Consider the following 19,819-nt stretch of genomic DNA (forward strand, 5'->3'; position numbering starts at 1 on the left):
AACAAAATGTCAATTACACTCAAACTTGACGGCTTACATTGCGGTAACTGCGTAAAAAGCGTTGAAAAAGCCTTAAATGCTGTAGAAGGCGTGACTAAAGCGACCGTAACTTTAGATCCGCAACAAGCGATTGTGGAAGGCTCTGTTAATGCAGAAACACTTATCGCCGCCGTTGATGATATTGGCTTTGAAGCGGAAGTTATTTAATCCTTATAATTATTGATATTCAAAGAAAATCCCCCTCTTTAGCAAAGAGGGGTGGGGGAGATTTGGCAGTAGTGATAACAGAGAAAATAGTATAAAAATGTATAAATTTATATCTATTTTCTAGTATTCGGTTTGCTATTCTTGTTTAGACAAATCTCCCCTAGCCCCTCTTTACTAAAGAGGGGAACAAAAATATAAAACCACCATTCCGTGGTTAAACTTACCGGAAAGAAAAGATATGGCTAAAGAACAACAACTTTTAATTGACGGTATGCACTGTGCCGCTTGCGTGCGTCGGGTTGAAAAAATTTTGATGAAAGTGGAAGGAGTGACTTTTGCTTCGGTCAATCTTGCCGATCAAACCGCATTTGTACAGGGCGAAGCGGATCCGCAAGCGATGGTACAAGCGGTCGAAAAAATCGGTTTCGGCGCAGAAATTTTAGAAAGCGAACAAGAACGCCGAGCCAAACAACAAGCCCAAACCCAGCGCACTTTAAGCCATAAAAAATGGCAATTTATTATGGCGTTAATTGTCGGTTTCGGCTTAGTCGTATTGGGACTGGTTATCGGTATGATCCCAAACTCAACCAATTTAATGTATTGGTTTATCGCCGCAGCCGTCAGCTTATTTACAATGTATTTTGCCGGTAAAGATTTCTTTATCGGTGCATGGGTCAGCCTTAAAAATAAAGCCTCCACTATGGACACCTTAGTCGCTCTCAGTACCGGTGTCGCTTGGCTCTACTCCTTCTGGCTAACGCTTTTTCCCCAACCGCAGGCACACGTTTACTATGAAGCCAGCGTGATGATTATCGGCTTTATCAATCTCGGTAAATTTCTTGAACTAAAAGCGAAACAACATTCCTCACTTGCCTTAGAAAAATTACTTGATCTCGCTCCGCAACAAGCGGTCGTTTTTGATCAAAATAATGCGACTCAAACGATTCCGGTCAAAGGCATCAAGCCGGAAATGCGTGTGCAAGCACTCACCGGCGACCGCCTTGCGGTGGACGGCAGATTGGAAAGCGGTTCTATTTGGGTCGATGAATCAATGCTCACCGGCGAAGCGTTACCGATTGAGAAAAAAGTCGGCGATAAAGTACGTGCCGGAACGCTGATTCAAGACGGAGCGGGTATCTATATTGCCGAACAAGTCGGTAGCCAAACCGCCCTTGCTCGTGTGATTAATGCCGTGCGTCACGCACAATCAAGTAAACCGCCACTCGCCCAGTTTGTCGATAAAGTGGCAAGTGTTTTCGTACCGGTTGTGGTTTCAATTGCGTTGATAAGCGGTCTAGTTTGGCTATTCTTAGGCAAAGACTTTTCATTTGCCCTCTCGATTTTTACCACCGTATTAATTATCGCTTGCCCCTGTGCGCTCGGTTTGGCAATTCCGCTTTCCACCATTGCTGGCGTGGCTCGTGCCGCTGAATTCGGCGTATTAGTACGGAATATCGAGGCTTTGCAAGCCAGTTCTGAAATTGACACACTGGTGTTCGATAAAACCGGCACACTCACCACCGGCGAAATGACGGTTTCGGATATCCAAACCTTTAACGGTTTCGAGCCGAATCGAGTGTTGCAACTGGCAAAAAGTTTAGAAGTCCACGCTTCTCACCCGATTGCCAAAGCGATTGTAAAATTTGCCGAAAATCAGACCGCTTGTGAAGTGACTAATGTACAAGTGGTCAAAGGAGCGGGGATTGTTGCCAACTTAGGCGAAGATCAAATCAAGGTCGGTAATGCGAAGTTTGTCAATTTTTCCGGGAATTTAACCGCTTCTCGAGCCACGCAAATTTTTGTGGCGGTAAATGATCAATTAGCCGGTATTCTGTCGGTGGAAGATCAGCTGTGTGACGAATCTAAAGCGGTGATTGAAAAATTTAAAGCACAAGGTTATCAATGCTTAATGCTGACCGGTGACCGCCAAGCAACCGCTGAATATTTTGCACAACAACTCGGTTTAGACGGAGTGATCGCCGAAGTTTCACCGGAGCAAAAAGCGGATAAAATTCGTGAATTACAAGCTCAAGGTAAAAAGGTGGCGATGATTGGCGATGGGATTAATGACGCACCGGCTCTCGCTCAAGCAAATGTGGGCATTGCGATGCACAACGGCTCGGATATTGCGGTCGAAACTGCTGATCTCTCGCTGATGCAACACGGCTTGGCACCGGTACTACAAATCCTACCGTTTGCTAAACGGGTATTACGCAATATGAAGCAAAGTTTGCTCGGTGCATTTATGTATAACGTGATTGCCATTCCGCTTGCCGCCGGCGTGCTTTACCCTTTTACCGGCTGGCTGCTCAACCCGATGATCGCCGCCATTGCAATGACAATGTCTTCCATCACCGTGGTGCTGAACAGTCAGAGATTGTTGAAGTAGCTTATAAACAAGCGGTCAAATTCTGCAAAAACTAACCACGGAATACACGGAAATATTATTCGGTGTAATCCGTGTATTCCATGGTTTTATAATGCTATTAGCCACCGGACTTACGGCACACAAAATCGAACCATGTAGTCGGTAAAATACGTCTTAGCCACCAAAACAGTTTAGTTGGGAATGTGACTTGATAACGGGCTTTCGGTTTGCTATCGCTTAAGGCTTTTAGACAAGCTTCCGCCACCGCTGATGCCGGTTTAGCAAACGGGTTATCATTCTTTTTAGTTGCCAAACGCTGATATTGTTTTTGGTTAAATGCCGTTTTAGCGGTATGTTCCACATTAATATATTTATTAAGTTTATCCAAAGAATTAGAACGGAAATCGCTTAAAATCGGGCCCGGTTCAATCAAACTAACATAAATATTCGAGCCGTGTAATTCGTGACGCAGCGTATCCGCCATGCCTTCCACCGCAAATTTAGTCGCATTATAAGCCCCTCGAAAGTGCATTGCGGCAAAGCCTAGAATACTGCTGGTGAGTAAAATACGTCCGTGATTTTGGGCGCGGAAAATTTTAAGTGCATGATTCATCACTTCCCACACACCGAATACATTGATTTCGAATAATTCACGTAACGCTTCTCGCGGTAAATCTTCCACGCAACCCGGCTGTCCTTGCCCTGCATTGCAAAATACTGCATCCAAGCCACCGCTTGCTTTTATATATTCAAAGGCTTGGGCAATTTGTGCCGAATCTTGCACGTCAAGCCGAATGCATTCGAAGCCTTCCGATTGCAAGCGGTCGATATCCGCCGATTTTCTGCAACTGGCAATCACTCGCCAGCCATTTTCTTTCAATAATTTGGCGGTCGCATAACCGATACCGGAAGAACAACCGGTAATTAGAATCGTCTTCATACTTTCCTCTAATACGCCCTGCAATCGTTAGCGAATCACGCTCACAAAGCCTTCCGTTTCTTCCGCTTCTCGTGCCAACGAAATACCGTCGTCTTCTTTCGGCGATCCGACTAACAATAAACCGATTACTTTATCACCGGCACGGCAACCGAACATTTCACGCAATAGTGAGCCTTCCACCCATTTTTTGCTGATCCAAACCGTTTCAAAGCCTTGCGCATTTGCGGCTAATTGCATCGCATAAGTTGCACAGCCTGCACTAACAATCTGTTCCCATGCCGGTACTTTCGGTGATTCGTGATTAATTTTTGCCACAATGCCGATCACCATCGGCGCTTGGCCGGAAAGTTTTTCCGCCTTAGCCGCATTTTTTTCGTCCATATTAAACTCAATAGCTGCGGCAGCTAAACACTCATGTAATTTCGCCATTCCGCTTTTTTCGATCACCACAAAATGATAAGGCTTCATCTTGCCGTGATCCGGCGCACGTAACGCCGCTTTAATCATATTTTCAACTTGCTCCGCAGAAGGGGCGATTTCACCGAATTTTTTATTTGAACGACGGTGTTGTAATAAATCTAAAATATCCATAGTCAGTAACATTTTCGTGTAAAAATTAGCATAAGAATAACATATTTTGTTAATTCCACGTCTTTTTTATGGTATTTTATTGCGCAAATTTCTTACGTTTTAATTAGGATAATTATGTTAAAAATATTAAAAGGGATTTATCAAATTTTCCGTTGTATTCGTGAATTTGTAATGAGCCTGTTTTTTATTATCTTTGTATTGGTTTGCTTTGCTTTTCTGGCTTTAATCAATCAAGAAAGCGGCTCGACGAAGCATACGAATTTTATAGAAAAAGGCGCATTAACGCTTAATTTAGACGGCTATTTAGCCGATAACCACGACAAATACGGCGATCTCCATCGTTTAGTACAGGCTGAATTAGGCAATCACGAGCCGATAAAAATTTCCACTTTTGATGTGGTACGTGCGATTGCCAAAGCGGCTAAAGATGAACGTATTACCGGATTGGTGCTGGATTTAGCCTATTTCCAAGGCGGCGACAGCGCCTCGTTACATTTTATCGGAAATGAAATTAGCGAATTTAAAAAATCGGGTAAACCCGTCATTGCCGTCGGCGAACAATATAGCCAGCCGCAATACTATTTAGCCAGTTTCGCCGATAAAATTTACCTGAATAAAGCCGGTTTTGTCGATATTCATGCGCTCAGTCACAGCAATGTTTATTTCAAAACGTTGCTCGATAAAATTGAAGCCGAACCGCATATTTTCCGTGTCGGTGCTTATAAGTCGGCGGTAGAGCCGTTTATCCGCGACGATATGTCCGCCGAAGCGAAGCAGAACGCCCAAACTTGGCTGACTTCCATTTGGCATAATATCCGCCAAGATATTGCGCAAAATCGTAAGATTCCTGCCGAACAGGTGCTATTGGACAGCCAAACTTATATTGAAAAATACAGACAACTAAAAGGCGACGACGCGCAATATGCGTTAAGCCAACAATTAGTTACCGATATTGCAACAAACGCACAAATTCAGACCGCTTTAGTCGAACGATTCGGCAAAGATAAAGACGGACATTACAACAGTATCGATTATTTCGATTACGCAATGGAACTCAATGATCGTTTTAACGTACAAGCCGAACATAAAATTGCCGTGGTAAACGTCGAAGGGCAAATTATTTCGGGCGAAAGCGATGCTAGTTCCGCCGGAAGCGATACGATCGTCAAATTATTACGTAAAGCCCGTGAAGACGATAACGTACGAGGCGTGATTTTAAGAGTAAACAGCCCGGGCGGTAGCGCACTTGCTTCGGAAATTATCCGCCAAGAGGTGGAAGAAATTCAAAAAGCCGGTAAACCTGTGGTCGCATCAATGGGCGGTATGGCGGCTTCCGGCGGTTATTGGATTTCGGCGACCAGCGATAAAATTATCGCCAGTCCGACCACCATTACCGGTTCGATCGGGATTTTCGGCTTGGCAACCAGCTTTGAAAAAACCGCTAAAAATTTAGGCGTCACAGAAGACGGTATTTCGCTTTCGCCGTTTGCTTCGTCCAGCCCGTTAAAAACGTTGCCGAAAGAACAAGCGGAAGTAATCCAAATCAGTATTGAAAGCGGCTACGACCGATTCCTAGAATTAGTCAGTCGCGGACGTAATATGTCTAAACAAGCGGTCGATAAAATCGCACAAGGTCAAGTATGGTCGGGCGAAGACGCGTTAAAACACGGCTTAGTCGATGAATTAGGCGATTTTACCGCTGCTTACAGTGCGGTTATCGAGTTGGTAAACCAACGACGTAAAGCGAATAACGAAGCGGAAATCGAACACTTTAGAAGCCAATGGATGATTGATAGCGACGATAGTCTGTTCGGTTCATTGCTAAAAGGCTCTAAACTCAAATTCCAGTTGAGTTCATGGTTAGGGCTTCCGGTTGCAGCTCAGGCGCAGCAATCGCTCGAATTACTGCAAAAATTCAACGACCCTAAATATACTTATTTATATTGTCTTACCTGCGGTACGATAAAATAGCATGTTACAAGCGGTCGGATTTGCAAATTTTTTCGCAAATCCGACCGCTTATTTTTTCTTCCCTCACCTCTCTTTTTTGTTTATAGTAACGCCCTTTCCAACTACTCGAATCCGTCTTTTCAAACTCATTAAATATGAACCAAAAGCAGCTTATCAAATTGGCCGCCTTACTGATTCTTGCGGCGATCTCTTATTTTTTTGGCAGTCAAACGAACACGTCGAAACCGGTTAAACAAGCACAAAAACAGCAACAAAACGACTATGCAGCGGAAAACGATACGCCGATTGCCAAAGCACCGCAGCCACAATCCGCTTCGGCGACTCAAGCGGCGCTTTCGATGAATTACGATTCCAAAATGTATGAAGATAAAATCGGGCAAAATAAACACGCACCGGTTGATTACTATATGCTAGCGCTTTCTTGGTCGCCGGCTTTTTGCGATTCGCAACGCCATAAAAACCAAGGCGATGTACCGCAACGTTTAGCTTATCAGTGCGCCGGCAGTCAAAACTTCGGCTGGGTTATCCACGGTTTATGGCCGCAAAACGCCAAAGCCCGTTCGGTGGATGATCACCCTCGCTATTGCCAAGGCGATCTACCGGAAGTTTCGGCGAAAATTATTGAGCAATATCTACCGGAATCACCGGGGGCCGCATTATTACAAGGCGAATGGGAGAAACACGGCAGCTGCGCTTTCGATAGCGCGGAAAGCTATTTTGCCAAACAAAAAGAGTTGTTTTACAGCCTAAAACTACCGGCAAAAAATCTCCGCAAAAACGATTTATTCCAATGGATGCGTAAACATAACCCTCAGCTGCGCGGCGTTTATTTAGGTGCAAGCAAAACCGAACTCTATGTTTGCTACGATAAAAAATGGCAACCGATGGACTGTCCGAAATAAATGACGGAATTAACAGAAAACAGCGCGCTAATGCGTCGGCTGAAAATGCAGGTTCAACGTCAGCTTAAACGTAATTTGGAGCAAGCCGACCGTTATTTCAATAAAACTTTTACACCGCCGACGGTCAGTTATGCCGTACGCGGCGTAAAAGCCGGTGTCGCTTATCTGCAACGTAATGAAATTCGCTTTAATCCCGTTTTATTGGCGGAAAACGGACAATCTTTTATTCAACAAGTGGTACCGCACGAACTTGCTCACGCTTTGGTTTATCAACAGTTCGGGCGAGTTCAACCGCACGGCAAAGAATGGAAAATGATGATGGAGCAAGTTTTCGGCGTACCGGCGGAAACCTATCATTGTTTCGATACGCAAAATGTGGTCGGTAAACAATTCGCTTATCAATGCGGCTGCCAAACGCATCTGCTTTCCGTTCGTCGTCATAACGCTATCGTGCGAGACGGTCGCCGTTATCTCTGTAAACGCTGTAAACAAATCCTCACTTCCAAAGACAATTTAGCATAAGAGCCAAAATAACCTTAAAAGATACTGGACTTTATTGTTCAAGCGCCTAAAATTAACCCAAATTTTTTGACTTTTATCAATTTATTATCTTTTGGAGTATTGCAATGACAATCGAAACAATCGTTGTAGTCGGCGGCGGTGCAGGCGGTTTAGAGCTTGCGACTTACCTCGGCGACAAATTAGGTCGTAAGAAAAAATCGAAAGTGATTCTTATCGACCGTAATACGACCCACCTTTGGAAACCTTTGTTACACGAAGTGGCAACCGGTTCTTTGGATGAAGGCATCGATGCGCTTAGCTACCGTGCGCATGCCAAAAATCATGCTTTCGAGTTTCAACAAGGGACTTTAACGTCGGTTAATCGTGATAAAAAAGAAATCACGCTTGCGCCGATTTATAACGAACAGAATCAGTTATTGGTTAAAGAACGTCATATCGCTTACGATAAATTAGTGATTGCGATCGGCAGTAAATCGAACGATTTCAATACTAAAGGCGCAGCGGAACACTGCATTTTCTTAGATGGCTCGGAGCAAGCGAAGCAATTCCAAAAACGTATGATGGAATTGTTCTTACATTTCTCACATAGTGAAGATCAAGATGTAAAAATCGCAATCGTCGGCGGCGGTGCAACCGGTATCGAACTTTCCGCCGAGCTTTATAATACGGTTAAACATTTAAACGAATACGGCTTCGGTAAATTACACCGAGCCAGTTTGAAAGTGACGTTAATCGAAGCGGGTCCTCGTTTAATTCCGGCATTAACCGAAAAAGTATCCGCTTCGGCTTTAGCGGAATTGCGCAAAGCCGGCGTGGACGTTCGTTTAAATACGATGATTACCGAAGCGGTGGAAGACGGCTTAATCACTAAAGACGGCGAAAAAATTGAAGCCAATCTGATGGTTTGGGCGGCAGGGATTAAAGCGCCCGAGTTTGTCAAGGAATTCGGTTTTGAAACTAATCGTCTCAACCAAATTGAAATCAAAGAAACCTTACAAACCACGGTAGATGATTCGGTATATGTTATCGGCGATTGCGCCTCATTAATCCAAGACGGCAAAGCAATTCCGCCACGTGCGCAAGCGGCACACCAAATGGCTACCCAATGCGGTAAAAACATTGTTGCCTTACTTGAAGGCAAAGAGCAAAAACCGTTTAAATTCAATGATAAAGGCTCTCTGCTTTCGTTCTCTCATTTCGGCACGGTCGGTAACTTGATGGGTAACTTAATGAGCGGCGATATGTTTATCGAAGGTAAAATCGCACGCCTTGCATACCTCTCTCTATATCGTATGCACCAAGTCGCTTTACACGGCTGGGTAAAAACCGCTCTGATTTTATTCGTCGGTCAAATTAACCGCTTCCTCAGACCGTCAATGAAGTTACACTAAGCAAAACAAGCGGTTATATTTCCGCAAGATTTTGCAAAAAATTAACCACGGAATACACAGATTACTCGGAAATTTTATTCGGTGTAATTAGTGTGTTCCGTGGTTTTATTTAAGCTATATTCTACTCTCTCCCCTTGCGGGAGAGAGACAGCTTATTGAAGCGTTTAGCGAAAACAAGCAGAGAGGGAATTACTTCTTCCAACCTTTCAACGCATCGGCAAACGCATTGTTGGCGAACTGATTATGTTGCGATTTATTGCCAGAGAAGCGGTCGGATTTTTCGCTATTTTTGCGATTTTCTTGCGGATTTCGACCGCTTGCCGGTTTGTCGGTCGGCTTATCTTCTAAACGCATAGTGAGCGCAATACGTTTACGCTGTACGTCCACTTCTAAGACCTTCACTTTCACCAAATCACCGACTTTCACCACTTTATGCGGATCTTCCACAAAGCTGTTCGATAGCATTGAAATATGCACTAAACCGTCTTGATGCACACCGATATCCACAAAAGCACCGAAATTTGCCACATTTGTTACCGTCCCTTCTAAGATCATACCGACTTTCAGATCCTTAATATCTTCTACGCCGTCCATAAAGGTTGCGGTTTTAAATTCACCGCGTGGATCGCGTCCCGGTTTTTCCAACTCTTTGAAAATATCGTTTACAGTCGGTAAACCGAATTGTTCGTCCACAAAGTCTTTTGCATTCAGTTGGTGAATACGAGTCGCATTACCCATTAATTCCGCAAGGGTTGAATCGGTTGCTTGGAGAATTTTTTCCACCACCGGATAAGCCTCCGGATGCACGCTAGAAGCATCTAACGCATTTTTACCGCCGATAATTCGCATAAAACCGGCACACTGTTCAAAGGCTTTCGGCCCTAAACGAGGCACTTTTTTCAGGTCGGAACGTGCGTTAAAACGTCCGTTTTCATCGCGAAACGCCACGATATTTTGTGCTAATGTTTTGCTCATACCGGCAACACGAGCCAATAACGCTGCAGAAGCGGTATTAAGATCCACCCCAACCGCATTTACACAGTCTTCAACTACTGCATCCAGTTTGCGAGCCAGTTGTGACTGGTTAACATCGTGCTGATACTGCCCCACGCCAATCGCTTTCGGTTCGATTTTTACCAATTCCGCTAGAGGATCTTGTAAACGGCGAGCAATCGATACCGCACCACGTAATGAAACATCCAATTCAGGGAATTCATTTGCCGCTAATTCGGAAGCCGAATAAACCGAAGCGCCCGCCTCACTTACCACTACAGTTTGAGGAATCAACATATCCGGTTTGTTTTCTTTGATCTGTTTTAACACATCCTTGGCAAAACGCTCCGTTTCACGAGAAGCCGTACCGTTCCCAATCGCAATCAGCTCAACATTATGCTGCTTAATTAATTTATACAGCGAAACTTCCGCTGCCGCTTTGCCTGTCGTGTGCGGATAAATGGTATCGGTCGCCAATAATTTACCGGTATTGTCCACCACAGCTACTTTCACACCGGTACGTAAGCCCGGGTCTAAGCCCATGGTATTTTTTGCACCTGCCGGTGCTGCCATTAATAGCGCAGACAGATTGCGAGCAAATACGTCAATCGCTTCTTCTTCCGCTTTCTCACGCAATGCGCCCATTAATTCGGTTTCCAAATGAAGTGCCGCTTTAATTTTCCATGTCCAAGCAATCACTTGCTCACGCCATTTGTCTGCCGGTTGTTGATTGAATATCACACCTAAATGCTGGCGAATAATTTCTTCGCAATGGCTTGTTCGAGCGCCTTCTTCCGCTTCAGGATCCGCATTTAACGAAAGTGATAATACGCCTTCGTTTCTGCCTCGGAACATTGCTAACGCACGGTGCGAAGGTACAGATTTAAACTGTTCGCTATGCGCAAAATAATCGCGGAATTTTTCGCCTTCTTCTTCCTTACCTTCAATCACTTTTGATTCTAGCGTTGCGTAAGCGGTCAAATATTGGCGTAATTTTGCAAGTAATTCGGCATCTTCTGAAAAACGCTCCATCAGAATATAACGCGCACCGTCTAACGCAGATTTAACATCCGCTACACCTTTTTCCGCATCAATAAAAGATTCCGCTAACATTTCCGGTGATTGGTTCGGATCATTCCATAAGCTATCTGCCAACGGCTCAAGCCCCGCCTCAATAGCAATTTGCCCACGAGTACGGCGTTTCGGTTTATAAGGCAGATAAAGATCTTCTAATTCGGTTTTACTTTCAGTCGTTTCGATTTTGGTACGTAATTCATCCGTCAATTTACCTTGATCTTCAATTGACTTAAGGATCGTTTGACGGCGATCATCCAACTCACGCAAATAAATTAAACGTGTTTCAAAGTGACGTAATTGAGTATCGTCTAAACCGCCGGTGACTTCTTTACGATAACGTGCGATAAATGGAATAGTATTACCCTCATCGAGTAATTTGATTGCGGCGAGAATTTGATGTGAGCCAACAGAAAGTTCTGTGGCAATAATCTGGCTAATTTGTGTATTGAGCTCTGACATTACGTTTTCCTAACAAATAAAATTCGCTTTATTTTATCAGTAAAAAAGACAATGCCCAAAAATAAAAGTTCGAGCTAGCGTAGTGCCGCCGCTCTTGCTTTATCCAGCTTTTCTAATTGGCTTAACGCTTCGTTTACTTTAGCTAAATTCGGCTCTTGTTTGGCACATAACACAATATTTTCGAGGCTATCGGCTTGATGATAATAAGGTTGTTCGCTTTTCACCGCTTGCTCAAACTGCTGATATGCCTGATCAAATTTGGCTTGTTTACACAGAAAAGTTCCGTAATTATTTAAGACATCCGGACGATTATCACTTGATTTCAATGCTTGCTGATAAGCCTGTTCCGCATGAACTTGATCACCGATTTGCTGATAGTAATAAGCTAAAACAGAGTGAGGCAAATAATCGTTTTGATCGTGGCTTAGCGCTTTATCAATATTCTCTTTCGCTTTGGGTAAATCATGTTGATCGAGATACGCTAAGGCTAAATTAATCCGGGCTTTAACCGCTTCCGAACGATTAAAGGTAATTTGGGAGGTTGGAAGCTGAGAAGAACAACCGAATAACACGGATAACAGCATACAAGCGGTCAAATTTCGCAAAAATTTTGCAAGGTTCATATTGTTCTCCTCAAGATATACTCCCCTCACTTAGTTGCGAAGGGAGAAATTAGTTAATGGTTTTGTACCGCAATACCTTTGCCAAACTTACGTTTTTCCATGGTACGTTTGGTTCGGTCGATGACATCACCGGCAAGCTGACCGCAAGCGGCATCAATATCATCACCGCGAGTTTTGCGTACAATAACCGTAAAACCGTATTCCATTAACGTTTTTTGGAAACGATCCACTCGGCTATTTGAGCTCTTACCGTAAGGTGCTTCCGGGAAAGGGTTCCATGGAATAAGGTTGATCTTACATGGGGTATTTTTTAATACTTCGGCTAACTGATGCGCGTGTTCCGTGCCGTCATTAACGTGATCTAATAACACGTATTCAATCGTCACTTTACCGTGGTTCGCATTCGATACTTCAAGGTATTTATGCACCGAATCCATCAGCATTTTGATATTATACTTTTTGTTAATCGGCATAATTTCATCACGCAATTCATCATTCGGTGCATGCAATGAAATCGCTAATGCTACGTCAATTTTTTCACGCATAATATCAAGCGCCGGCACAACACCTGCCGTTGAAAGTGTTACACGGCGTTTTGATAACCCGTATGCAAAGTCATCTAACATAATTTCCATTGCCGGAATTACGTTATTTAAGTTGAGTAACGGTTCGCCCATTCCCATCATCACCACGTTGGTAATCGGACGCACACCGGTTACCCCGAAGTTACCAATGATTTTCGAAGCTCGCCATACTTGACCGATAATCTCGGAAACGGTTAAGTTACGGTTAAAACCTTGTTGAGCGGTTGAACAGAATTTACAGGCTAACGCACAACCAACTTGAGAAGAAACGCATAAAGTCGCACGGTCATCTTCCGGGATATATACGGTTTCGATTTGCTGATCACCCACCTGCATCGCCCATTTGATTGTGCCGTCGCTTGAACGCTGTTCGACAGAGACTTCCGGCGCTTTGATTTCTGCAATTTGTTTTAATTTTTCACGCAATACTTTATTGATATTGCTCATATTATCGAAATTATCTTCACCGAAATGGTAAATCCATTTCATTAATTGGTCGGCACGAAACGGTTTTTCGCCCATTTCGGCAAATAACTCACGCATTTCCTTGCGAGTTAAGTTCATAAGATTAATTTTTTCTGATTTAGGGTGCTGTACTGCGACATTCGTTGCTTGAATTTCGCTCGCACAAGTTTGGGTTTGTTCTGACATGAGAGTAAAAGCCTCGTTGTTACACGGTTTACGGCAAAAGGATTAGTTTTGCAGGTTGATAAAATAAAAAAGACCGCAAATTTTACTCGTCAATCAGTATTAAGGCTAGTGATTTTTAAACGAAATAGGAAGTTTTTAATTTGATGTTTGCGATCAAGATCGCAAAAAAGCGACAAAATATAAGAATAAAAAGCAAAACAGCCAATTTTAAATACTATTTGATGGTGAATTATAAAGATAAGGAAATAGTGGTGGGCGATACCGGTCTCGAACCAGTGACCCCCTCCTTGTAAGGGAGGTGCTCTCCCAACTGAGCTAATCGCCCTCATGATATAGCCTTTGCTATAGCTTGAAGTTTATGATGAAAACCTAAAGTGGTGGGCGATACCGGTCTCGAACCAGTGACCCCCTCCTTGTAAGGGAGGTGCTCTCCCAACTGAGCTAATCGCCCACTTGAGATTTCATCAAAGGGAATTGAAAAACGGAACACTTGTTGAAAAGTGGTGGGCGATACCGGTCTCGAACCAGTGACCCCCTCCTTGTAAGGGAGGTGCTCTCCCAACTGAGCTAATCGCCCGTTTTCAATTATTAGATTGTAATCAACACGAGACACTTATTGGAAAGTGGTGGGCGATACCGGTCTCGAACCAGTGACCCCCTCCTTGTAAGGGAGGTGCTCTCCCAACTGAGCTAATCGCCCGTGTTGTGGAGTGGCATTATAGAGATTTTTCATTTATCGTCAAACGCTTTTTTAACATTTCGGCGTGTTTGTTGAATTTTTCGTCCAAAACCTCCATTTTTTACGTTTTTTAACCTTCAACCACCGGATTAACCGTAGTAGAATAGAAAAATCTTTTGTTTAAAAAAGCCAATCACGGCAAATCATTTAATAGGCTCACAATAATGAATATCGAAACTCTTTTCCCCTTAGATCCGAATGTAAAAGTGCGTACCCGTTTTGCGCCTAGCCCGACCGGCTATTTACACGTTGGCGGCGCACGTACCGCTTTATATTCTTGGTTATATGCAAAACATTTTAACGGTGAATTCGTATTACGTATTGAAGATACCGACTTAGAGCGTTCAACACCGGAAGCTACCGCTGCTATTCTTGAAGGTATGGAATGGTTAAATCTTGCTTGGGAACACGGTCCATATTATCAAACCAAACGTTTTGGCCGTTATAACCAAGTTATCGATCAAATGATCGAACAAGGTTTGGCGTACCGTTGCTACTGCTCAAAAGAACGTTTGGAAAACTTACGTCACGAACAAGAAGCGAATAAAGAAAAACCTCGCTACGACCGTCATTGTTTAGCTCATCACGATCAACCTACGGATGCGCCGCACGTTGTGCGTTTTAAAAATCCGCAAGAAGGTTCGGTAGTGTTTGACGATGCGGTACGCGGTCGTATCGAAATCAGTAATAGCGAATTAGACGATTTAATTATTCGCCGTACGGACGGTTCGCCGACTTATAACTTCTGTGTGGTGGTAGATGACTGGGATATGGGGATTACTCACGTTGTTCGCGGTGAAGATCATATCAACAATACGCCTCGTCAAATCAATATCTTAAAAGCGTTAGGCGCACCGATTCCGACTTACGCTCACGTGTCAATGATTAACGGTGATGACGGTCAAAAATTATCGAAACGCCACGGGGCGGTAAGCGTAATGCAATATCGTGACGACGGTTATTTACCGGAAGCGTTAATTAACTATTTAGTCCGTTTAGGTTGGGGGCACGGCGACCAAGAAATTTTCAGCCGTGAAGAAATGATCGAATTATTCGACATTCACTCGGTAAGCAAATCGGCAAGTGCGTTCAACACCGATAAATTACAATGGTTAAACCAACACTATATGCGTAGTTTACCGGTCGAACACGTGGCGAAATATTTAGCGTGGCATATGAATGATCAAGCTATCGATACCTCAAACGGCCCTGCGTTAGAAGAAATCATTCCGGTATTAAGCGAACGTGCGAAAACATTAAAAGAATTAGCTGCCGCGAGCCGTTATTTCTATCAAGAATTTGATGGATATGATGAAAAAGCCGCTGCGAAAAACTTTAAAGCGGAAGCGGTTGCACCACTTGCAAAATTATTGGAAAAATTAACCGCTTTAACCGATTGGAGCGTAGAAGCGATTCACGATGCGATGAACGCGACTGCTGCCGATTTAGAAATCGGTATGGGTAAAGTAGGTATGCCGTTCCGTTTAGCGGTAACCGGCTCAGGCCAATCACCGTCAATGGATATTACTGCAAAATTAGTCGGACGTGAACGTACTTTAGCCCGTATCCAAAAAGCGATCGAGTTTATTCAAGCGCAAGCATAATTTCCTATTGACAGTTACAGTGGCTGCATTTATTATGTCGCCACTTTTCGGGGATATAGCTCAGTTGGGAGAGCGCTTGAATGGCATTCAAGAGGTCGTCGGTTCGATCCCGATTATCTCCACCAATTCAAAATAAACTGATGTAAATAAACGTCTACACAAGCCTTATAGCACAACGCTTTAAGGCTTTTTATTATCTCTACATGCCTTGCGTATCCTGAAATCATTATTAATGATAGGAACATAACTAACCGGCTCTATTTTGTTGTTTACCGTTGTCTTTTATTGTTTCTGTATGTACAATATATTGTACATATGAATCAAAAGGAGTAATAAATGCAAGCAATAACCTACACAGAAGCACGCCAAAATCTAGCCGGTACGATGTCAAAAGTAGCAGAAGATTTTGAGCCTATTTTAATTACAAGAAGCAAGGGCGGAAATTGCGTACTTATGTCGTATGAGCAGTATTGTTCACTTGAAGAAACCGCCTATTTGATGCGTTCACCCACCAATGCAAAACGGCTATTGGATAGTGTGGCGGAATTAAGACAGGGACAAGGCATTGAAAGAGAGCTAATCGAATGAAGCTAACTTTCTCGTCTAATGCGTGGGAAGATTATTTATACTGGCAAAAAACCGATAAAATAATTTTGAAACGTATAAACAGCCTGATCAAAGATATTCAACGCCAACCATTCGAAGGCATAGGAAAACTGGAGCCGCTAAAATTCAATCTTTCGGGATTTTGGTCAAGGCGAATCAATGAAGAACACCGCTTAATTTACAGCGTGGAAGATGAAGCAATTTTAATAGTAGCGTGTAGATACCATTATGATCAGTAATTTAAAACGCCTTATTCAGAAATGGATAGGGCTTTTTTATTACCGATAAACTATGGCTATGATGGCCATAGTTCGCAATCGCAAGCGGTGAAATTTCAACGATTTTTTGCAAAAAGTCCGTAAAAATTGACCGCTTGTGCTTTAAATTTTTAAGACATTTAGTCTTCGAGCTTTTCGCCTGCTTCCGGTAATAAAACCGGAATACTGTTTTCAATTGGATAAGCTAATTTTGCTTCACGGCTAATCAAGCGATTATTGGCTTTATCCCATTCCAGTCCGGTATTGGTTACCGGACAAGCAAGATGATTAATTAGTTTTTCGTTCATATTATTTTCCTAATCGTTTTAAAATCGGTTCGAGTAAACAAGCAGTCGATTCCGGAGAAAATTTTGCAGAAACCGGTACATACCACCAATTTTGCTGAGCAAAAGTTCGGCATTTTACCGCATCTTTTTCCGTCATAAGTAATGGAATTTGTTCGGCTGCAAGCGCTTTAAGTTGAGCTGGTTCAAATGCTTGGTGATCGGCAAAGCCTTGTGTTTTAAGTAATTTAACGCCTAAATTTTCAAGCATATTAAAAAATCGGGGAGGATGCCCGATTCCGGCAATCGCCACACATTCTTGCCCGATAAAATCAGTTATCGGCTTTTGCTCGCCCGTTCTTAGATTAACGGCAAATTCAGGCTCGAGTGTCATTAAATGTTCATTCTGATGAGCAATACCACCGTTACAGATAATCGCTTGTACCGTTTGTAAACGGCTTGGCAGCTCACGCAAGCCGCCGGCAGGCAAAACAAAACCGTTACCAAAACGACGTATGCCATCAACCACAACCCATTCGATATCTCGCTGTAAGGCGTAATGTTGCAAGCCGTCATCGGTAACAATTAAATCCAGCTTAAATTGATTCAGTAATAATTCGATACTTTGCTGACGATTAGCTGAAATTGCCAGCGGCACACCGGTTCGTTGCACAATCAACACAGGTTCATCGCCCACCATTTCCGCTGAACTCTGGTTGGTGACTAATTGAGGAAAATCCTTACTTTTGCCGCCATATCCGCGCGAAATCACACCGACTTTCACACCACGTTGTTGTAGCTGTTCCACAAGCCACACAACCACAGGCGTTTTTCCGTTACCACCCACTGAAATATTACCGACCACTAACACCGGCACCGGAGAGCGGTAAGATTTTAAGATTTTTTTGCGAAACAAAAACAAGCGGATTTGACTAACCAGCCAAAACAACAATGAAAACGGCGCAAGCAGCCAAGTGATAATTGAGGTAGATTGCCAAATATTCATATAATTTCTTTAAAGATACTATCGTTTGCGTAACGGCGATGCCTACAGATAAAACAAATGGACAATGAAGAACATTGTCCATTTTAGCGATGCTTACTCTACTTTCGGCTTATCGCCGTTTTCAACACAACCTTTGCCAACCGTCACTTTTTTCACATTTTTCTCTGCTTTAAGTGTCGGCAAGTTATACATCGTATCTAACAGTAGATTCTCAACAATCGAGCGTAAACCGCGTGCACCGGTTTTGCGTGAAATAGATTTCTGCGCGATTGCAATTAACGCCTCTTTGGTAAATTTCAGCTCAACACCTTCCATTTGGAATAATGCTTGATATTGCTTGATAATCGCATTTTTCGGTTCGGTTAAAATTTGAATTAACGCTTCTTCATCCAGTTCTTGTAACGGAGTCACAACCGGTAATCGACCGATAAGCTCCGGAATTAAACCGAATTTAACCAAGTCTTCCGGCTCAACTTGTTTGAATAACTCGGTGAGATCTTCACGTTCTTTATCTTTTTTCAATTCTGCGCCAAAACCGATTCCGCCTTGCTTGTTACTACGAGCCTCGACAATCTTATCTAAACCGGCAAACGCTCCGCCGCAAATAAAGAGGATTTTAGAGGTATCGACCGGAATCGTTTCGCCTTTCGGGTGCTTACGGCTGCCTTGCGGGTTGATATTCGCTACCGTGCCTTCGATTAATTTTAATAACGCCTGTTGCACGCCTTCACCGGATACGTCGCGGGTAATCGACGGGCTTTCCGACTTACGGGTGATTTTGTCAATCTCATCAATAAAGACGATACCGCGTTCCGCTTGTTCCGCATCAAAATCACATTTCATCAGTAATTTTTGAATCACGTTTTCTACGTCTTCACCGACATAACCGGCTTGCGTCAGCGTGGTTGCATCCGCAACCGCAAAGGGTACGTTTAAACGGCGCGCTAACGTTTCCGCCAATAAGGTTTTACCGCTACCGGTCGGGCCGATTAATAAAATGTTACTTTTACCCAACTCTACGCCGTTGGTTTCTTTATGACCGGAAAGCGCGTTACGTAAACGTTTATAGTGGTTATAAACCGCTACGGACAACACTTTTTTCGCATGCTCTTGACCGATAACATACTCATCTAAATGCGCATTGATCTCGTGTGGCGTCGGCACATTTTCAAAAAACTTCTGTTCATCCTGTTTTTCATCGATTAACGGTTCTTCTTCGCCGTTTAACAATGCGTAAGACTCTTCAATACAGTGATTACAGATATAACCTTCCGTACCTTCTACCAGTTGATCAACTTCGGTACGTCTTTTACCACAAAAACTACAATGCGGTTCTTTCTCGAAATTTGCCATTATTTCATATCTCTGTGCGTTAAAACTTTATCAATTAGACCGTATTCCATCGCTTCAACCGCCGACATAAAATTATCTCGCTCGGTATCCGCCGCCACTTTCTCAAACGGCTGTCCGCTATGCTCCGCCATTTTTCGAGTCAGCATTTCTTTTAATTTTAAAATTTCTTGCGCCTGAATTTGAATATCGGTCGCTTGTCCTCTCGCACCGCCTAGAGGTTGGTGGATCATCACACGAGCATTCGGTAAAGCGAAACGCTTACCCTTCGCGCCGCCAGATAACAAGAACGCCCCCATTGAGCAAGCCTGTCCGGTACAAAGTGTCGCCACATCCGGTTTAATAAAGTTCATGGTGTCGTAAATCGCCAAGCCGGCGGTAACTACGCCGCCCGGTGAGTTAATATATAAATAAATATCTTTTTCCGGATCTTCCGCTTCTAAGAAAAGCATTTGAGCGACGATTAAATTCGCCATATGATCTTCCACTTGCCCTGTTAAAAAAATAATACGTTCTTTCAACAAGCGCGAATAAATATCATACGATCTTTCGCCTTTGGAGGTTTGCTCAACCACTATTGGTACTAATGCCATTTTTGTATTCCTATATAAAATCAAAAAACGAGTAATTCTATCAAACTTTAAGAAAATCATTAACAATAAGCGGTCAGATTGTTAAAATCTTTTGCAAAATT

Annotated in this window: 18 protein-coding genes and 5 tRNA genes; 10 read left to right on the forward strand and 13 right to left on the reverse strand. The window is 43.2% G+C overall.

Annotated features, from left to right (window positions below):
• Positions 1-6 precede the first annotated feature (6 nt).
• Positions 7-207 carry a heavy-metal-associated domain-containing protein gene (locus DRF63_RS06860; protein ID WP_005598277.1) on the forward strand — a complete coding sequence of 67 codons (201 nt, stop codon included), beginning with the start codon at positions 7-9 and terminating at the stop codon, positions 205-207.
• Positions 208-445: 238 nt separating this feature from the next.
• A complete protein-coding gene (locus tag DRF63_RS06865) occupies positions 446-2,596 on the forward strand; it encodes a heavy metal translocating P-type ATPase (RefSeq protein ID WP_005598279.1) in 2,151 nt (716 codons plus the stop codon).
• A gap of 97 nt (positions 2,597-2,693) precedes the next feature.
• Here the strand turns inward: DRF63_RS06865 and DRF63_RS06870 are convergent, their stop codons facing one another.
• Both DRF63_RS06870 and DRF63_RS06875 read right to left on the reverse strand, forming a co-directional pair.
• A complete protein-coding gene (locus DRF63_RS06870; protein ID WP_005620429.1) occupies positions 2,694-3,515 on the reverse strand; it encodes an SDR family NAD(P)-dependent oxidoreductase in 822 nt (273 codons plus the stop codon).
• 27 nt (positions 3,516-3,542) lie between these two features.
• A complete protein-coding gene (locus DRF63_RS06875; protein ID WP_005598283.1) occupies positions 3,543-4,118 on the reverse strand; it encodes an NAD(P)H nitroreductase in 576 nt (191 codons plus the stop codon).
• A 102-nt stretch (positions 4,119-4,220) separates the two neighbouring features.
• On the opposite strand from DRF63_RS06875, the gene sppA reads away from it, so the two are divergent.
• From sppA to DRF63_RS06895, 4 genes are all read left to right on the forward strand, one after another.
• Entirely contained in the window at positions 4,221-6,077 is a 1,857-nt protein-coding gene (gene sppA / locus DRF63_RS06880; RefSeq protein ID WP_005598286.1) for a signal peptide peptidase SppA, read from the forward strand.
• Positions 6,078-6,211: 134 nt separating this feature from the next.
• Complete coding sequence (locus DRF63_RS06885; RefSeq protein WP_005598288.1) at positions 6,212-6,979, forward strand: ribonuclease T2 family protein; 768 nt, start codon at positions 6,212-6,214, stop codon at positions 6,977-6,979.
• Complete coding sequence (locus tag DRF63_RS06890) at positions 6,980-7,501, forward strand: SprT family zinc-dependent metalloprotease (RefSeq protein WP_005598290.1); 522 nt, start codon at positions 6,980-6,982, stop codon at positions 7,499-7,501.
• 104 nt (positions 7,502-7,605) lie between these two features.
• Positions 7,606-8,892: an NAD(P)/FAD-dependent oxidoreductase gene (locus DRF63_RS06895; protein ID WP_005598292.1), complete on the forward strand. Its 1,287-nt coding sequence runs from the start codon at positions 7,606-7,608 to the stop codon at positions 8,890-8,892.
• Between the two features lie 189 nt (positions 8,893-9,081).
• Here DRF63_RS06895 and DRF63_RS06900 read toward each other — a convergent pair whose 3' ends face one another.
• The 7 genes from DRF63_RS06900 to DRF63_RS06930 all read right to left on the reverse strand — a co-directional run bounded on the left by DRF63_RS06900 (position 9,082) and on the right by DRF63_RS06930 (position 13,979).
• Positions 9,082-11,421, reverse strand: coding sequence for a Tex family protein (locus DRF63_RS06900; protein WP_005598295.1), 2,340 nt, complete (start codon positions 11,419-11,421; stop codon positions 9,082-9,084).
• A gap of 74 nt (positions 11,422-11,495) precedes the next feature.
• Complete coding sequence (pilW, locus tag DRF63_RS06905) at positions 11,496-12,044, reverse strand: type IV pilus biogenesis/stability protein PilW (RefSeq protein ID WP_005598298.1); 549 nt, start codon at positions 12,042-12,044, stop codon at positions 11,496-11,498.
• A 53-nt stretch (positions 12,045-12,097) separates the two neighbouring features.
• Positions 12,098-13,279, reverse strand: a complete 1,182-nt coding sequence (gene rlmN / locus DRF63_RS06910; RefSeq protein WP_005598300.1) for a dual-specificity RNA methyltransferase RlmN — start codon at positions 13,277-13,279, stop codon at positions 12,098-12,100.
• A 249-nt stretch (positions 13,280-13,528) separates the two neighbouring features.
• Positions 13,529-13,604, reverse strand: a tRNA-Val gene (locus DRF63_RS06915).
• 50 nt (positions 13,605-13,654) lie between these two features.
• Positions 13,655-13,730, reverse strand: a tRNA-Val gene (locus DRF63_RS06920).
• Between the two features lie 50 nt (positions 13,731-13,780).
• Positions 13,781-13,856 (reverse strand) — tRNA-Val (locus DRF63_RS06925).
• Positions 13,857-13,903: 47 nt separating this feature from the next.
• A tRNA-Val gene (locus DRF63_RS06930) sits at positions 13,904-13,979 on the reverse strand.
• A gap of 203 nt (positions 13,980-14,182) precedes the next feature.
• Here DRF63_RS06930 and gltX point away from each other — a divergent pair.
• The 4 genes from gltX (at position 14,183) to DRF63_RS06950 (ending at position 16,467) form a co-directional block, all read left to right on the forward strand.
• Positions 14,183-15,622 (forward strand): glutamate--tRNA ligase, encoded by a 1,440-nt coding sequence (gltX, locus tag DRF63_RS06935; protein WP_005598316.1) that lies wholly within the window; start codon positions 14,183-14,185, stop codon positions 15,620-15,622.
• Between the two features lie 49 nt (positions 15,623-15,671).
• Positions 15,672-15,747: transfer RNA gene (locus tag DRF63_RS06940), tRNA-Ala, on the forward strand.
• Positions 15,748-15,958: 211 nt separating this feature from the next.
• Complete coding sequence (gene yefM, locus DRF63_RS06945; RefSeq protein ID WP_005598318.1) at positions 15,959-16,210, forward strand: YoeB-YefM toxin-antitoxin system antitoxin YefM; 252 nt, start codon at positions 15,959-15,961, stop codon at positions 16,208-16,210.
• Complete coding sequence (locus DRF63_RS06950; RefSeq protein WP_005605064.1) at positions 16,207-16,467, forward strand: Txe/YoeB family addiction module toxin; 261 nt, start codon at positions 16,207-16,209, stop codon at positions 16,465-16,467. The genes yefM and DRF63_RS06950 overlap by 4 nt, the downstream gene beginning before the upstream one ends.
• A 158-nt stretch (positions 16,468-16,625) precedes the next feature.
• Here DRF63_RS06950 and DRF63_RS06955 read toward each other — a convergent pair whose 3' ends face one another.
• The 4 genes from DRF63_RS06955 to clpP all read right to left on the reverse strand — a co-directional run bounded on the left by DRF63_RS06955 (position 16,626) and on the right by clpP (position 19,718).
• Positions 16,626-16,793, reverse strand: coding sequence for a Trm112 family protein (locus tag DRF63_RS06955; RefSeq protein WP_005598320.1), 168 nt, complete (start codon positions 16,791-16,793; stop codon positions 16,626-16,628).
• A 1-nt stretch (position 16,794) separates the two neighbouring features.
• A complete protein-coding gene (gene lpxK / locus DRF63_RS06960; RefSeq protein WP_005598322.1) occupies positions 16,795-17,775 on the reverse strand; it encodes a tetraacyldisaccharide 4'-kinase in 981 nt (326 codons plus the stop codon).
• A 93-nt stretch (positions 17,776-17,868) separates the two neighbouring features.
• Positions 17,869-19,128, reverse strand: a complete 1,260-nt coding sequence (gene clpX, locus DRF63_RS06965) for an ATP-dependent protease ATP-binding subunit ClpX (protein WP_005598324.1) — start codon at positions 19,126-19,128, stop codon at positions 17,869-17,871.
• Positions 19,128-19,718: an ATP-dependent Clp endopeptidase proteolytic subunit ClpP gene (gene clpP / locus DRF63_RS06970; RefSeq protein WP_005598326.1), complete on the reverse strand. Its 591-nt coding sequence runs from the start codon at positions 19,716-19,718 to the stop codon at positions 19,128-19,130. The genes clpX and clpP overlap by 1 nt, the downstream gene beginning before the upstream one ends.
• Between the last annotated feature and the right edge of the window lie 101 nt (positions 19,719-19,819).

Origin of the sequence: Actinobacillus pleuropneumoniae (genome assembly GCF_003290385.1) — a bacterium.
GTDB classification, from domain to species: Bacteria; Pseudomonadota; Gammaproteobacteria; order Enterobacterales; family Pasteurellaceae; genus Actinobacillus; species Actinobacillus lignieresii.